The sequence below is a fragment of the Alicycliphilus sp. T452 genome (assembly GCF_054512775.1).
The window spans coordinates 141,916-156,840 of the sequence record NZ_JBTNEH010000010.1 but is presented as its reverse complement, the minus strand read 5'-3'; the positions used below and the strand labels follow the sequence as shown (position 1 = coordinate 156,840).

General features: G+C 67.9%; 16 protein-coding genes. 7 read left to right on the top strand and 9 right to left on the bottom strand.

All coding sequences use genetic code 11. The annotated features are described in order from the left end of the window. Positions 1 to 189 precede the first annotated feature (189 nt). From ACX12L_RS11400 to lptF, 5 genes are all read right to left on the bottom strand, one after another. Positions 190 to 1,341 carry a pyridoxal phosphate-dependent aminotransferase gene (locus ACX12L_RS11400; RefSeq protein ID WP_459262660.1) on the bottom strand — a complete coding sequence of 384 codons (1,152 nt, stop codon included), beginning with the start codon at positions 1,339 to 1,341 and terminating at the stop codon, positions 190 to 192. A 142-nt stretch (positions 1,342 to 1,483) separates the two neighbouring features. After that, a complete protein-coding gene (locus ACX12L_RS11395) occupies positions 1,484 to 2,425 on the bottom strand; it encodes a CysB family HTH-type transcriptional regulator (protein ID WP_459262659.1) in 942 nt (313 codons plus the stop codon). A 43-nt stretch (positions 2,426 to 2,468) separates the two neighbouring features. Then, entirely contained in the window at positions 2,469 to 2,849 is a 381-nt protein-coding gene (locus ACX12L_RS11390; protein ID WP_459262658.1) for a sirohydrochlorin chelatase, read from the bottom strand. Positions 2,850 to 2,882: 33 nt separating this feature from the next. Beyond that, positions 2,883 to 3,995 (bottom strand): LPS export ABC transporter permease LptG, encoded by a 1,113-nt coding sequence (lptG, locus tag ACX12L_RS11385; protein WP_459262657.1) that lies wholly within the window; start codon positions 3,993 to 3,995, stop codon positions 2,883 to 2,885. Then, on the bottom strand, positions 3,992 to 5,086 hold the full coding sequence (gene lptF, locus ACX12L_RS11380; RefSeq protein ID WP_459262656.1) for an LPS export ABC transporter permease LptF: 1,095 nt from the start codon (positions 5,084 to 5,086) through the stop codon (positions 3,992 to 3,994). The genes lptG and lptF overlap by 4 nt, the downstream gene beginning before the upstream one ends. Before the next feature lie 23 nt (positions 5,087 to 5,109). Between lptF and ACX12L_RS11375 the strand changes: the two genes are divergently transcribed. From ACX12L_RS11375 to ACX12L_RS11360, 4 genes are all read left to right on the top strand, one after another. Further along, positions 5,110 to 6,603: a leucyl aminopeptidase gene (locus ACX12L_RS11375; protein WP_459262655.1), complete on the top strand. Its 1,494-nt coding sequence runs from the start codon at positions 5,110 to 5,112 to the stop codon at positions 6,601 to 6,603. A gap of 26 nt (positions 6,604 to 6,629) precedes the next feature. After that, the gene (locus ACX12L_RS11370) at positions 6,630 to 7,067 is read left to right on the top strand and encodes a DNA polymerase III subunit chi (RefSeq protein ID WP_459262654.1); all 438 of its coding nucleotides are present in this window, start codon (positions 6,630 to 6,632) and stop codon (positions 7,065 to 7,067) included. Next, positions 7,067 to 7,444 carry a hypothetical protein gene (locus ACX12L_RS11365; protein WP_459262653.1) on the top strand — a complete coding sequence of 126 codons (378 nt, stop codon included), beginning with the start codon at positions 7,067 to 7,069 and terminating at the stop codon, positions 7,442 to 7,444. The genes ACX12L_RS11370 and ACX12L_RS11365 overlap by 1 nt, the downstream gene beginning before the upstream one ends. A 128-nt stretch (positions 7,445 to 7,572) precedes the next feature. Beyond that, on the top strand, positions 7,573 to 8,706 hold the full coding sequence (locus tag ACX12L_RS11360) for a branched-chain amino acid ABC transporter substrate-binding protein (protein ID WP_459262652.1): 1,134 nt from the start codon (positions 7,573 to 7,575) through the stop codon (positions 8,704 to 8,706). An 89-nt stretch (positions 8,707 to 8,795) separates the two neighbouring features. On the opposite strand, the gene ACX12L_RS11355 is transcribed toward ACX12L_RS11360, so the two are convergent. Beyond that, entirely contained in the window at positions 8,796 to 9,803 is a 1,008-nt protein-coding gene (locus ACX12L_RS11355) for a D-2-hydroxyacid dehydrogenase family protein (RefSeq protein WP_459262651.1), read from the bottom strand. 238 nt (positions 9,804 to 10,041) lie between these two features. Here ACX12L_RS11355 and ACX12L_RS11350 point away from each other — a divergent pair, with 238 nt between their 5' ends. The 3 genes from ACX12L_RS11350 (at position 10,042) to ACX12L_RS11340 (ending at position 11,853) form a co-directional block, all read left to right on the top strand. Further along, a complete protein-coding gene (locus ACX12L_RS11350) occupies positions 10,042 to 10,518 on the top strand; it encodes a hypothetical protein (protein WP_459262665.1) in 477 nt (158 codons plus the stop codon). A gap of 51 nt (positions 10,519 to 10,569) precedes the next feature. Then, complete coding sequence (locus tag ACX12L_RS11345) at positions 10,570 to 11,322, top strand: 2OG-Fe dioxygenase family protein (protein WP_459262650.1); 753 nt, start codon at positions 10,570 to 10,572, stop codon at positions 11,320 to 11,322. 90 nt (positions 11,323 to 11,412) lie between these two features. Further along, positions 11,413 to 11,853 (top strand): universal stress protein, encoded by a 441-nt coding sequence (locus ACX12L_RS11340; protein ID WP_459262649.1) that lies wholly within the window; start codon positions 11,413 to 11,415, stop codon positions 11,851 to 11,853. Between the two features lie 69 nt (positions 11,854 to 11,922). Here the strand turns inward: ACX12L_RS11340 and ACX12L_RS11335 are convergent, their stop codons facing one another. The 3 genes from ACX12L_RS11335 to bktB all read right to left on the bottom strand — a co-directional run bounded on the left by ACX12L_RS11335 (position 11,923) and on the right by bktB (position 14,870). Further along, positions 11,923 to 12,435, bottom strand: a complete 513-nt coding sequence (locus ACX12L_RS11335; protein ID WP_459262648.1) for a bacteriohemerythrin — start codon at positions 12,433 to 12,435, stop codon at positions 11,923 to 11,925. 112 nt (positions 12,436 to 12,547) lie between these two features. Then, positions 12,548 to 13,546 (bottom strand): Bug family tripartite tricarboxylate transporter substrate binding protein, encoded by a 999-nt coding sequence (locus ACX12L_RS11330; RefSeq protein ID WP_459262647.1) that lies wholly within the window; start codon positions 13,544 to 13,546, stop codon positions 12,548 to 12,550. 139 nt (positions 13,547 to 13,685) lie between these two features. Continuing rightward, on the bottom strand, positions 13,686 to 14,870 hold the full coding sequence (gene bktB / locus ACX12L_RS11325; RefSeq protein ID WP_459262646.1) for a beta-ketothiolase BktB: 1,185 nt from the start codon (positions 14,868 to 14,870) through the stop codon (positions 13,686 to 13,688). Between the last annotated feature and the right edge of the window lie 55 nt (positions 14,871 to 14,925).

Here is a 14,925-nt window from a genome sequence, read left to right as displayed (position 1 = left end):
TCACACTCACCGACCTGCAGCGCAAAGTGCTCGCGCTGCTCGGCGTCCCCGCAAGCACGTTCTAGGCACCTCGAAACGCAGCCCGGAAATTACGCGCAAATGCGTCTGCTGACCCGCGGAAAGTAAGTCTGGAGTGCGCTTGCAGCTATCAAATCCGATGCGGCCCGTGCCCCTGCGGGCCGGCGCGGCCTACAGGCGGCGCAGCCGCGTGAGCGCCTCGCGCAGCGTCTCGTCCTTCTTGGCGAAGCAAAAGCGCACCACATGCTGGTCGAAGCCGTCGCCGTAGAAGGCCGACAGCGGGATGGCCGCCACGCCGATCTCGCGCGTGAGCCACTGGCAGAAGTCGGCTTCGCCCAGGTCGCTCACGGCCGAGATGTCCACGCACTGGAAGTAGCTGCCCGTGCTGGGCAAAAGCCTCAGGCGCGAGCCTTCGAGCCCCTGGCGGAACAGGTCGCGCTTGGCCTGGTAGAAGGCGGGCAGTTCCAGGTAGGGCGCGGGGTTGCCCAGGTAGTCGGCCAGCCCGTACTGCATGGGCGTGTTGACGGTGAACACGTTGAACTGGTGCACCTTGCGGAATTCGGCCGTTAGCGCGGCGGGCGCGGCCACGGTGCCCACCTTCCAGCCCGTCACGTGGAAGGTCTTGCCGAAGCTGGAGACGATGAACGCGCGATCGGCCAGGCCGGGAAAGCGCGCGGCGCTCTGGTGCTCGGCGCCGTCGAAGACCATGTGCTCGTACACCTCGTCGCTGATGAGCAGGATGCCGGTGGGGGCGAGCAGTTCCTCCAGGGCGCGCATGTCCTCGGCCGTCCAGACGGTGGCGCTGGGGTTGTGCGGCGTGTTGGTGATGATGAGGCGCGTGCGCGGCGTGATGGCGGCGGAAATCCTGGCGAAATCGGGGCGGAAGCTCCCGGGCGTGAGCGGCACGCGCACCACCACGCCGCCCGCGAGCTCGATGTTGGGCACGTAGCTGTCGTAGCAGGGCTCCAGCACGATGACCTCGTCGCCCGGCTGCACGCAAGCCAGGATGGCGGTGAGGATCGCCTGCGTGGCGCCGGCGGTGATGGTGATTTCGCTGTTTGAGCAATACCGGCGGGCGTGAAGCGCTTCTATTTTCGCAGCAACGGCTTCGCGCAGCGCCGGCACGCCGGCCATGGGCGGGTACTGGTTGTGGCCGGCCTGCATGGCGCGGGTGACGGCGTCCACCAGGGCCGGGTCGCAGGCGAAGTCGGGGAAGCCCTGTCCCAGGTTGACGGCCTTGTGCTCGGCGGCCAGGGCCGACATGACGGTGAAGATGGTGGTGCCCACGTTGGGCAGGCGGCTGGGAAAGGCGGGAGTGGTCATAGGGTGCGAGTGAAGCAGGCGCGACGCTCAACAATCAGAAGGCCGCGGAGCAGGCCATGCGCGCGGACGCCGTGGAGCGGGCTTTGCCCGGCCACGGGCGTCGTCCCCCTGGGGGGAAGACGCGCAGCGTCTCAGGGGGGATTCACAGCTCATAGTCGTGCACGTGCCCGGTCATGGCGCGGGCGATCAGGTCGCGGCTCAGGCGGTCGCTCAGCAGTTCGGCGAATTTGTAGACGAAGTTGCGCAGGTAGGCGCCGCGCTTGAACGCCACGCGCGCCACGCTCTGGCCGAACAGGTGGCCCATGGGGCGCACGACGAGGTCGCCCAGCGGGTCGTCGCGCACGGCCATCTCGGCCACGATGCCGATGCCCAGGCCCAGGCGCACGTAGGTCTTGATGACGTCGGAGTCGATGGCCTCCAGCACGATGCGCGGCTGCAGCTTGCGCGTGGCGAAGGCCTGGTCGATCTTGCCGCGGCCGGTGAACGAGGGGTGGTAGGTGATGAGCGCCTCGTGCGCGATGTCGTCCAAGCCCACGCGCTCCTTCTGCGCGAGCGGGTGGCTGGGCGGCATCACCAGCACGTGCTGCCACTCGTAGCAGGGCAGGGTGACGAGGTCGGGGTAGTCGGCCAGCGACTCCGTCGCCATGCCGATCTCGGCCACCTCGTCGATCACCATGCGCGCCACCTCGTGCGGCGTGGCCTGGTGCAGGCTGATGTTGACCTTGGGGTAGGCCTCGCGCAGCTTGGCCACGGGCACGGGCAGCACGTAGCGCGCCTGGGTGTGGGTGGTGGCGATGGCCAGCGTGCCGCTGTCCTGCGCGCTGTACTGCTCGCCGATGCGCTTCAAGTTGCCCACCTCGCGCATGATGAGCTCGATGCTCCTGAGCACGTGCTGGCCGGGCTCGGTCACGCGCTTGAGCCGCTTGCCGTGGCGCGCGAAGATGTCCACGCCCAGCTCGTCCTCCAGCTCGATGATGGCCTTGGAGACCCCCGGCTGCGAGGTGTGCAGCGCCTTGGCGGCCTCGGTCAGGTTGAGGTTGCGGCGGGCGGCCTCCTGGACGAAGCGGAACTGGTGCAGGTTCATACTGAAAAGCGGCTAAGAAGTCGCATCATTATGCTGCATTCGTCTAACAAATGGTGGTGCTTGCGGCGATTTCCGCCATCAGGGCCGTTACGCGGTCGTCCTCGCCGATGGGGGGCTGCAGGCGCAGGTCGATGTGCGGATGCGCCTGGGCCAGCGCCTGCACCTGGCGCGGCAGGTCGTCGCGCACGTGGCGGCCGGCGCCCAGGAACAGGGGCACGATGCTGATGCGCGCCGCGCCCTGCTCGGCCAGCTCGGCCAGCGCGGCGGGCAGGCCCGGCTCGCACAGCTCCATGTAGGCGCAGCGCACGGCCAGCAGCGGCTGGCTGGCCCGGATGTGTGCGGCCACGGCCTCGATGGGCTGGCGCCACAGCGGGTCGCGCGATCCGTGTGCTAGCAGGATGATAGCTGCTTGCGCTTGCTGCATAAGCGTTAGAGGGTAAAAAGGCTTGAAACCTGGCTAGCGCCTGAGCACCAGCCAGCCGAAGGCCGCGAGCGACAGCAGCGAGTAGATCAGCCCCGGCGCCGCCGCCGTGAGCCATGGCGACCAGTTCTGCAGGTTGCCGGCGAAGCCGAATACGTTGTTGAGCAGGAAGAAGCTGATGCCCGCCATGACGCCGCCGAACACGTAGCCCGCGATGCCGCCCGAGCGGAAGTGCAGGTACGCGAAGGGCAGGGAGAGCACCACCATCACCAGGCAGGAGAGGGGGTAGAACACCTTGCGCCAGAACTCGATCTCGTAGCGCTGGGCCGACTGTCCGTTGGCCTCCAGGTGGCGGATGTAGTGGAACAGGCCGATGGTCGCCATCTTGTCGGGCTTGAGCAGCGAGGCCGCGACCATGTCCGGGCTGATGCGCGTGGGCAGCCGCAGGGCGGGTTCCTGCAGGCGGGTGACCTGGATGTCTCCGTTGGGCCGCTGCTCGAAGACGCTGCGCCTGACCTGCTCCAGGTTCCAGGCGTCGCCGCTGTCGTCGAACGTGGCCTGCGCGGCGACGGTGGTGGAGGCCACGCGGCCCCGGGCGTCGAACTCGAACACCCGCACGTCGCGCATGTGGCCGTCGGGGGTGAGGGCGCGCACGTTCACGGCGAAGGAGTGATCGCCCTGGCGTTCCTTGAGCCAGGCCCCGGTGGCCCCGGTGCTGATCTGGCCCAGCTGCCGCGCCCGCACCAGGGCCGCGGCGCGCTCGCTGACCGGGGCCAGGTAGTCGCCCACCGCGAAGGTGAGGGCCACGAATGCGCAGCCCAGCGCCAGCAGCGTGCTCAGCGCCCGCCATGGCCCCAGGCCGCTGGTGCGCATGATGGTGAATTCCGAACTCTGCGCCAGGCGGGCCATGACGAAGATGGTGCCGATCAGCACGGTGATGGGCAGCAGTTCGTACAGGTGCTGCGGCAGGCTCAGCGCCACGAACAGCAGCGCGTGCGACATCCGGTAGCCGCCGCTGCCGCCGGTGTTTCCGATCCAGCGCAGCTCGTCCACCAGGTCGAAGAAGAAGAACAGCGCGAGGAAGGCCAGGGTGACGAAGGCCACGCTGGCGACGACCTCGCGGTAGATGAAGCGGCGGATGGTCTTCATGCGCGGGCCCCGCGTGACAGAAGGGCGCGCAGCGACCAGCGGTTGTGGCGCGCGGCGAGCAGCAGCAGCCCGGCCAGCAGCGTGCCGCCGTGCAGGACCGCCATGAAGGGCGCCAGGCCGAACCGCCCCGCGCCTATCCATGCCTGCCCCACCGTCATGAGGTTGTAGTACACCATGAAGGCGAACAGCGCGAACGTCAGGCTGGTGCTGCGGCCGGCGCGCGGGTTGACGATGGCCACGGCCAGGCCGAGCACGACGAAGTTGAGCGCGGCGAAGGCCAGCCCCAGGCGCCAGCCCAGTTCCGCCTGATGCCTGGGCGAAGGGTCGCGGGCCAGCTCCCAGGTGTCGCGCGTCTTGATGGCGCCCGCTTCCGGGTCGCTCTGGGAGCCGCTGTCGATGAGGGTGCCGTATTCGGTGAACTCGCTGATCCGCAGTCCCGGCTTGTCGAGCAGGGTCTCGAGCCGCTGGCCGTTGTGCAGCAGCGCCAGGCGTTCGCCGTTGCGCATCTCGATGCGGGCGCTCTGGGCCGAGGTGATGGTTTCGCGGTGCGCCTCGTTGGTCGCGATGAACACATTGCTGGCCGCGTTGGCGTCCGGCGTGTCCTTGTCGATGAAGAACACGCGCGAGCCGTTGGAGGACTCCTGGAACTGGCCCGGTGCGATGCGGTCCACGTCGCTGCGCTGCTCATACTGGGTCTTGAGCTCCTGGATCTGCCGGTTGGCCCAGGGCCAGACGACGAGCGACAGCGCGGCGATGGCCAGCATGATGGGCCAGGAAAAGCGCAGCAGGGGCGCCAGCAGGCTCAGGAGGCCGCGCCCCGCGGAGAACCAGATGACCATCTCGCTGTCGCGGTACATGCGCGAGAGGGTGCCCACCACGGTGACGAACAGGCTCAGGCTGAGGATGGTGGACAGCTGGCCCAGCACGGTGAAGCCCATGACGAGCATCACGTCGGAGGGGGCCACGCTGCCGCGGGACGCCTGCCCCAGCACGCGGATCAGCATCATGGTCATGACCACGGTGATCAGCACCACCAGGGTCGCGCCGAAGCTGCGGGCCAGCTCCTTGCGGATGGATGAATCGAATAACATTGGCTCGAAGGAAAACATCGATTATGAACTTCGAACTGAAGACGCTTTCTCTGTCCGCCGCTGCCGCACACAAATGCGATCTGCTGGTGCTGCTGGTGCCGGACGGGTTCAAGCCGCAGGCCGATGCCCTGTCCGTACTGGCCGCGAGGGCGATCAAGGACGGAGACCTGGAGCTCAAGCCCGGCAAGCTCTTGCCGCTCTATGGCGTGCCGGGCATCGCGGCGCGCAGGCTCGTGCTGCTGGGCTGCGGCAAGGGCGACGCGCAGGCCGTGCGCCAGGCGGTGCAGGCGCTCGGCGCCACGCTGAAAGCGCCGTCGGTCAGGCGCGCGGCGCTGGTGTTCGCCAGGGACGCCGAGGCAGGTTGCGTGGGCGCCGCGGTGCGCGCCCTGGCCGATGCCAGCTACGTCTACACCACCACCAAGCCCAAGGCCGATGCGCGCGCCCTGTCGCGCGTGACGGTGGGCGTGCCCGGCGGGCTCGAAGCCGCACGGCCGGAGTTCTCCACCGGCGTGGCGCTCGTCGCGGGCATCGAATACGCGCGCGAATGGGCCAACCGCCCGGCCAACCACGCCACCCCCACGCTGGTGGGCGAAGCTGCCAAGGCGCTCGCCAAGCATGCGGGCATTCAGTGCAAGCTGCATGGGCCGGCGCAGGTGGCCAAGCTGGGCATGGGCGCCTTCCTGGCCGTGGCCCAGGGCTCGGAGCAGCCGCTGCGCTTCGTCGAGCTGCGCTATGACGGCGCGGCGCGCTCGCAGGCCCCCGTGGTACTGGTCGGCAAGGGCATCACCTTCGACACGGGCGGCATTTCGCTCAAGCCCGCCGCCGAGATGGACGAGATGAAGTTCGACATGGGCGGCGCCGCCAGCGTGCTGGGGGTGTTCCGGGCGCTGGCGGAGCTCAGGCCGGCCATCAACGTCGTCGGGCTCATCCCGGCCTGCGAGAACATGCCCGACGGCAGGGCCGTGAAGCCGGGCGACGTGGTGACCAGCATGAGCGGGCAGACCATAGAGATCCTGAACACCGATGCCGAGGGGCGGCTGGTGCTGTGCGATGCGCTGACCTACGCCGCCCGGTTCAAGCCGGCCGCCGTGATCGACATCGCGACCCTCACCGGGGCCTGCGTCGTGGCGCTGGGCGGCCTGCGCAGCGGCCTGTTCGCCTCGGACGATGCGCTGGCCGGCCAGCTCGTGGCCGCGGGCGACGCGGCGCAGGACCCCTGCTGGCGCATGCCCCTCGATGACGAATATGCCGAGGGGCTCAAGAGCAACTTCGCCGACCTGGCCAACGTGGCCGGCCGCGCCGGCGGCGCCATCACGGCGGCCAAGTTCCTCCAGAGCTTCGTGGGCGACGTTCCCTGGGCCCACCTGGACATCGCAGGCACCGCCTGGAAGAGCGGGGCCGCCAAGGGCGCGACGGGCCGGCCCGTGGGGCTGCTGCTGCACTACCTGCTGGCCAGTGCATCCGCGTCCGCCGCGAAGCGCAGGACGGCTGCGCCAAGGCGCGCGCGGGCGGCCTGATGCATACGCCGGCAGGCGCCGCGGGCATGACCGAGGTGGCATTCCATTTCAATGCGCCGGACAAGCTGGCCTACGTCTGCCGCCTGGCGCGCAAGGCGACGCGCCGCGACGCGCGCGTGGTGATCACGGGCGCCGCGCAGGATCTGCAGCGGCTCGACCGCATGCTCTGGGCCCTGGGGCCCACCGATTTCGTCGCCCACTGCCTCGAAGATGCGGGCGAGGAGATGCTGCAGCTCTCGCCCGTCGTGCTCGCCCGCGATGCGTGCGCCTGCAGCCATCGCGACATGCTGGTCAACGTGGGCGACACGGTGCCCGAAGGGTTCGCGCAGTTCGCCAGGCTGGTGGAGGTGGTGAGCCAGTCCGACCAGGCAGACCGTGGCCGGGCCCGCGAGCGCTGGCGCCACTACGCCTCGCGTGGCTACGAGATCGTGCGGCACGACCTGGTGCTGCGGGAGGGCGCGTGATGGCCGGCTCGAAGACGCCGCCCAGGTTCGTGCCCACGCTCACCGACGTGGTGCACGTGCCCGGTGATGGGCGGCCGCCCGTGCAGCCCCAGGCGGAGGCGCCGGCCTCCCAGGTGCCGCCGCCATCTCCTTCCCTGCAGGAGGGCGTGGCGGCCAATGTCCTGCCGCGCGACTTCGAGGAATACGTGGTGCACCGCGTCATGCAGCGCGTGGACGTCGCGCTGGACCAGCGCCTGCGCGAGGCCATTGCGCAGGTCGTGCAGGAGCAGACCCGTTTCCTGGTTCCCCGCTTGCGGGACGAGGTGGAGTCGGTGGTGCGGCATGCCGTGTACGAGGCGGTGGCGCAGGAGCTGGCCGACGAGCGCGGCGCACGGTGAACCGATGGGTGTCGTTTCTTCGGGAGACCTCTCGTGTTCCCTAGTGGAGAAGGGCATGAATTGCGCTATGTTTCTCGGCGCTGGTCCGCAACCATATTTCCAGCGTACTTTCTGAATTGGAGTCTTACATGCAACTGAAGTTGAAGCTGACCGTAGCTGCCACGATCGCAGCGGTTGCCGGCATGGCCGCCGCCCAGGGCGTGACGGTGGTGAAGATCGGCAACGTCGCCCCGATGTCCGGTCCGCAGGCGCACTATGGCAAGGACATCGAAAACGGCGTGCGCATGGCGATCGACGACATGAACGCCCAGGGCGTGGTCATCGGCGGCAAGAAAGTCAAGCTGGAACTGCTCAACGAAGACGATGCGTCCGACCCCAAGCAGGGCACCGCGGCCGCGCAGAAGCTGTGCGACGCCAAGGTCGCCGGCGTCGTGGGCCACCTGAATTCCGGCACCACCATTCCGGCCTCCAAGGTCTACAACGACTGCGGCATTCCCCACGTCACGGGCGCGGCCACCAACCCCAGCCTGACCAAGCCCGGCTACAAGACCACGTTCCGCATCATCGCCAACGACAACGCGCTGGGCGTGGGCTTGGCGATGTATGCGGCGGAAACGCTCAAGCTCAAGAACGTGGCCGTGATCGACGACCGCACGGCCTATGGCCAGGGCGTCGCCAACGTGTTCAAGCGCGCGGCCGCCGAGAAGGGCATCAAGGTGGTCGACGAGCAGTTCACCACGGACAAGGCCACCGACTTCATGGCCATCCTCACGGCCATCAAGGCCAAGAACCCCGACGGCATCTTCTACGGCGGCATGGACCCCCAGGCAGGCCCCATGCTGCGCCAGCTCGAGCAGCTCGGCATGGCCAACGTCAAGTACTTCGGCGGCGACGGCATCTGCACCACCGAACTGCCCAAGCTCGCGGCGGGCGCCAAGACGATCGGCAACGTCATCTGTGCCGAGGGCGGCGCCTCGCTCGCCAAGATGCCTGGCGGCCTGGAGTGGAAGAAGCGCTATGACGCCAAGTACCCCGGCCAGTACGTGCTCTACAGCCCCTACAAGTACGACGCCACCATGCTGCTCGTCGATGCCATGAAGCGCGCAGGGTCGTGGGATCCGAAGGTGTACATCCCCGAACTGCTCAAGTCCAACTACAAGGGCGTGACGGCCAACATCAAGTTCGAGCCGAATGGCGAGCTCGTGAACCCCGCCATCACGCTGTACGTGTACAAGGATGGAAAGAAGGCGCCGTTGAACTGATCGGCGCATCCGCCCGGCGGCACATGGGTGTCGCTTGAATTCAAAAGGGGCTTCGATGAAGCCCCTTTTGCATGCCTGCACGCGCGCTTTCAGCGGCGTACCTGCAGGGCTCCCGGATTGACGATGTTGGTGGGCGTTCCCTTGATGTAATTCACGACATTGTCGAAGGCGGAACCGAAATAAAGCTCGTAGCTGTCCTGCTCCACATAGCCGATATGGGGGGTGCAGATGCAGTTCTCCAGCCGCAGGAGGGCGTGCCCCTGCAGGATGGGTTCGCTTTCGAACACATCCACGGCGGCCATGCCGGGGCGCCCGCGGTTGAGTCCGGCGATCAGCGCGTCGGGTTCCAGGAGCTCCGCGCGCGAGGTGTTCACGAGCAGCGCCGTCGGCTTCATGCACGACAGGTCGTCGAGCGTCACGAGGCCGCGCGTCTCGTCCGTGAGCCGGATGTGCAGCGACACCACGTCGCACTGCGAAAAGAACTCCGCCCGCGTCGCGGCCACCTGCAGCCCGTCGCTGAGCGCCTGCGCGCGCGATGCTTCCCGGCCCCAGACGCGGATGTTCATGCCGAATGCGCGGCCGTATCCGGCAACGATCTGCCCGATGCGGCCATAGCCCCAGATGCCCAGGGTCTTGCCGCGCAGTATGCTGCCCAGTCCGAAGTTGGGCGGCATCGAGGCGGTGCGCAGCCCCGATTGCTGCCAGGCGCCATGCTTGAGGTTGGAGATGTACTGGGGCAGGCGGCGCATGGCGGCCATGATGAGCGCCCAGGTCAGCTCCGCGGGCGCCACGGGCGAGCTCACGCCCTCGGCCACGGCGATGCCGCGCTCGGTGCAGGCGGAGAGGTCGATGTGCGGGCCTACCCGCCCCGTCTGCGCGATGAGCTTGAGCCGCGGCAGCTTCTCCACCAGCTGCCGCGTGATCTGCGTGCGGTCGCGGATCAGGACGATGACGTCCGCATCCCGCAGGCGCACCGACAACTGGCCCAGGCCTTTGACGGTGTTGGTGTAGACCTTCGCGGAGTAGGGGTCGAGCCGCGCCGCGCAGTGGAGCTTGCGCACCGCATCCTGGTAATCGTCGAGTATTACGATATTCATTTTTTACAGTACATCCCGCTTGTGCCCATCCAACGGATGGCACATCTTCACCGGCAAACTACCACAGCGGCCCGGCCGGTGGCCTTGCTGCCATGCCAGCCGAACATTGTCGCCGTTACGGGTGGGCTTGCATGGGCCGCCATTGACAACTTTGCGGGGATGTCACTTTCATGAACCCGCTGATGGCGCCATCATTCCTCGAATCCTTCCACGACAACGCACTTTTGGAATGCCGCGCATGACAGCCTGGAACCCCCTCCGTCATTTTTCCGTGGCCGGCCACGGCCGCCGCCTGCTGGCAGGCCTTGGCCTGGCTGCCGCCGTGGTGGGCGGCCCGGCCCATGCGCAGGCGTATGTGAACGCCACGGTGAGCGGGCAGATCGCACCCGGTGTCTATGGCCGGGTCGATGTCGGCAATGGGCCGGCGCCGGCGCTGCTGTTTTCGCAGCCCGTGGTGGTTGCACCCCCGGCCGTCTATGTTCCGCGGTCGCCGATCTACATGTATGTGCCGCCGGGCCATGCCAGGCATTGGTCCAAACACTGCGCGCGCTATGGGGCCTGCGGCCAGCCGGTGTATTTCGTGAAGGAGCCGCCACGGCGCCCGGACCACTTCCATGGCTATCGCGATCGCCATGAAGCGCGCGGCCGCGATGACAGGCGCGACCATTGGCGCGGCCATCGCCACGACGATGGCCGCAGGGGCCATGATCGCTGACCGATGCCGCCTGCGCCTGCGGCGCCGGTCCGAAGCCGTTAAGCTCGGACCATGGCGCACGTCAGCTTCTCCCCTCCCTACGTCCCACCATGCCAGGTGGTGCAGCAACTGCGCGACCGCGGGTATGCCGTGCTTCAGCCGCGCGACACGGCGGACTGGCTGGGCTGCGCACTGGCCGACCTGCAGGCCCTGTCTTCCGACTGGGCCGACCTGCCTCCCGACGAGTTCCTGAAGGATGGCGGCCGCTACCGGCGCAGGCGGCATTCCTGCTTCGTCGTGGACGGCGCGGAGGTGCGCCAGACGCCGCACCGTGCGCACTGGCAGCCCGTGGAGTACAACGCCCTGCACGGCGGCATGGAGCGCTGGTTCGCGCCCATGCGCGATGCGACCGTGGCGACGCCCGTGTGGGGGCGGCTGATGCGCAGCGTGGCGGCCCTCGCGCAGGCCGCGCTGGCCACGCGGCCCGAGCGCTGGTTCGTCGAGGCGCACCAGTTCCGCATCGATACCGCAGGCGGCATCGGGCGGCCCACGCCCGAGGGCGCGCATCGCGACGGCGTGGACCTCGTGGCCGTCTTCCTCGTGGGCCGCGAGGGGGTGAAGGGGGGCGAGACCCGCATCTTCGAGGCCGCCGGCCCCAATGGGCAGCGCTTCACGCTGAGCGAGCCCTGGTCCGTGATGCTGCTGGATGACGCGCGCATGATCCATGAAACCACGCCCATCCAGCCGGAGGGCGAGGGCGGCTGGCGTGATACGCTGGTGCTGACCTGTCGCCGGGGCGGCTTCCAGGCAGAGGAAAGCCGATAATTGATGAGCATCAAGCATGGTGGTGCCGCCTGGTGCCACACTTGCCTGACTCCCTGGCCGAAGGCCGGCAGTAACTCAGCAGGAGGTTCCATGTTCAAGCATATTCTGGTTCCCGTGGATGGCTCGGAAACGTCCATGAAGGCGGTTGCCAAGGCGTCGGGGCTGGCCAAGGCCTTTGGCAGCGCGGTGACGGCGCTGTATGTGATCGACCCGTACCCGTTCACGGGTGTCGGTGCCGATTTCGCGTACGGCCAGGCGCAATACCTGAGCGCCGCCACGGCCGAGGCCAATGCCGCGCTCGATGCGGCGAAGTCCGCCGTCACGCAGGCCGGCGTGGCCACGGTGAACACCATGGTGGGCGAGGGCCATGCCGTGCATGACGGCATCCAGCGCGCGGTCGAGAGCACGGGGGCCGACCTCATCGTCATCGGCTCGCATGGCCGGCGCGGCCTCGAAAAGCTCGTGCTGGGCAGCGTCACCCAGAAGGTGCTGGGCGTGTCCCGCGTGCCCGTGCTGGTGGTGCGCGAGTGACGGCACCTGCGCCAGCGAAATAGAGAATGGAAAACGGCTCCCGCGGGAGCCGTTTTCGTTGGCGCGCCGTCAGTTGCCGAACAGGCGGGCCAGCAGGCCTTTTTTCTTCTGGCGCTGCTCCAGCTCCTGCAGCAGTTCGGCCTTGATCCGCTCCTTCTCGGCGGCCTGTCCGCCCTGCCGCGCCATGCGCAGGTAGGCCTTGGCCGTGTCCACGTAGCCGTGGTCCTCGTTGCGGATGTGGTTGAACAGCCAGCGCGACAGCATGCCGTGCAGTTCGTCGGTCACGTCCTCGCCGGCGTCGAAGCGCGACTGCATTTCGGCCACCTTGCGGGTGAACAGATCGTGCACCTTCTTGTGCGGGCCGGAGAACAGATAGCCCGAGCTTTCCATCAGGCTCTCCTCGAAGACGAAGTGCGAGAGGGTGTAGTCCACCATCTCGCCAATCACGTCGCCCAGGGCCTCGCGGTCGTGCGTGGAGCGCAGTTCGTAGAGCCTGTTGATGTAGTCGACGATGCGGCGGTGCTGCCGGTCGATTTCGGGAATACCGGTATCCAGCTCAGGAACCCACACCAACAACGCCATGACACTCTCCAGTCCAAATTGCTGCGCAGCAGTATCAAGGAACTGAAGAAATTACTTGTTGATACAAGTCATGTGTGCGTGCCGGCGGCATGTGCCGGCACGCGGGGTGCACTCACTCGATCTTGGCGCCGGAAGCCTCGACGATGCCCTTCCACTGCTGGTACTCGGTCTTCAGCAGCGTGGAGAACTGCTCCGGCGTCATGGCCTGGGGCTCGGCGCCCTGCGTATGGATGGCGTCCTTCACGTCCGCCGTGGCCAGCAGTTTGTTGACCTCGGCGTTGAGTGTCTTGACCACGGTCGCGGGCGTGCCAGCCGGAGCGAAGACGCCGTACCAGGTGCTCACGTCGAAGCCCTTGAAGCCGGATTCGGCCACCGTGGGCACGTTGGGCAGCGAGGAGCTGCGCTTGGCGGACGTGACGGCCAGCGGGTGCAGTTTGCCGGCCTTGATCTGGCCCATGGCCGATGGCAGGGACGACACCAGCAGGTCGACATTGCCGGCCAGCGCGTCCATGAGCGCCGGGTTCGAGCCCTTGTAGGGCACGTGGCTGAGCTTGATGCCCGCGGCCTTCTCGAACAGGTCGCCCGCGAGGTGGATGGAGGTGCCATTGCCCGGCGAGCCATAGGTGACGGTGCCGGGCGCGGCCTTGGCGGCGGCCACCACGTCGGCCAGGGTCTTGAACCTGGAGTTGGCGCTGGTGGCGATCACCACGGGCGTGTAGGCCACGTGGGCCACGGCCGTCAGGTCCTTGGTCGGGTCCCAGGGCAGGTTCTTGTACAGCCAGGGGCCGATGACCAGGTTGTCCTTCTGGCCCATGACGAGGTCATAGCCCGTGGGCGCGGCCTTCACCGCCTCCGTGATGCCGATGGTGCCGCCGGCGCCGGGCTTGTTGTCGGCCACGACGGTCCACTTGTTGGCCTCGGCGAGCTTGGCGGACACCAGCCGCGCCAGGATGTCGGTGCCGCCTCCGGGCGGGAAGGGCACGATCATGCGGATGGGCTTGGAGGGATAGGCGCTGGCCGTGGCGGCTCCGGCACTCTGGGCCTGCACTGCAGGCGCGCCCAGTGCGCAGGCGAGGGCGGCAAGCGAGAGGACATGGCGGCGAAGAAGCATCAAAAAACTCTCCTGAGGGTGGTATCGACAAAGGCAGGGCGCAACGGGCGCATGCGCTGCCGCATGATGGCCCAGCCATGGGCGGATGCACCCTGCTCAAGCATGACCACGCCATCGCCATCGGCGATGGCGCTTGGGGTCACAGGCGCTCGAAGATCGCAGCGATGCCCTGGCCGCCGCCGATGCACATGGTCACGAGCGCGTAGCGGCCCTGGATGCGCTGCAGTTCGTACAGGGCCTTCACCGTGATCAGCGCGCCGGTGGCGCCGATGGGGTGGCCCAGCGAGATGCCCGAGCCGTTGGGGTTGACCTTGGCCGGGTCCAGGCCCAGATCGCGCGTGACGGCGCAGGCCTGCGCCGCGAAGGCCTCGTTGGCCTCGATCACGTCCAGGTCCTTCACCGTGAGGCCCGCCTTCTTGAGCGCCAGCTGCGTGGCGGGCACGGGGCCGATGCCCATGTACTTCGGGTCCACGCCGGCGTGGGCATAGGCCACGAGGCGCGCCAGGGGCTTGGCGCCGCGCGCCTGGGCGGTCTTGGCCTCCATCAGCACCACGGCCGCGGCCGCGTCGTTGATGCCCGAGGCGTTGCCCGCCGTCACCGTGCCGTTTTCCTTCGCGAACACCGGCTTGAGCTTGGCCATGTCCTCCATGGTGGCGCCCGCGCGGAAATGCTCGTCCGTGGCGTAGGCCACCTCGCCCTTGCGGCTCTTGAGCATCACGGGCACGATCTGGTCCTTGAAGTAGCCCGCCTGGATGGCGCGCTCGGCACGGTTGTGGCTCTCCACCGCCAGGCGGTCCTGGTCCTCGCGCGTGATGCCCCACTTGGCCGCGATGTTCTCGGCCGTCACGCCCATGTGGATGGTGTGGAAGGGGTCGTGCAAGGCGCCGACCATCATGTCGATCATCTTGGTGTCGCCCATGCGCGCGCCAAAGCGCGTGGCAAGGCTGGCGTAGGGTGCTCGGCTCATGTTCTCGGCGCCCCCGCCGATGGCGATGTCGGCGTCGCCCAGCAGGATGGACTGGCTGGCGCTCACGATGGCCTGCAGGCCCGAACCGCACAGGCGGTTCACGTTGAAGGCGGGCGTGCCCTCGGCGCAGCCGCCGTTGATGGCCGCCACGCGCGAGAGGTACATGTCCTTGGGCTCGGTGTTCACCACATGGCCGAAGACCACGTGGCCCACATCCTGGCCTTGCACGCTGGCACGCGCCAGCGATTCGCGCACCACGGTGGCGCCGAGTTCTGTGGGTGGGACATCCTTGAGGCTGCCACCAAAGGTGCCAATGGCGGTGCGCACGGCGCTGACGACGACGACTTCACGGGACATGATTTTCTCCTGCGATGGTTGGTTTAAAGTGGAATTGGGTTGTAACGCCCGGTGG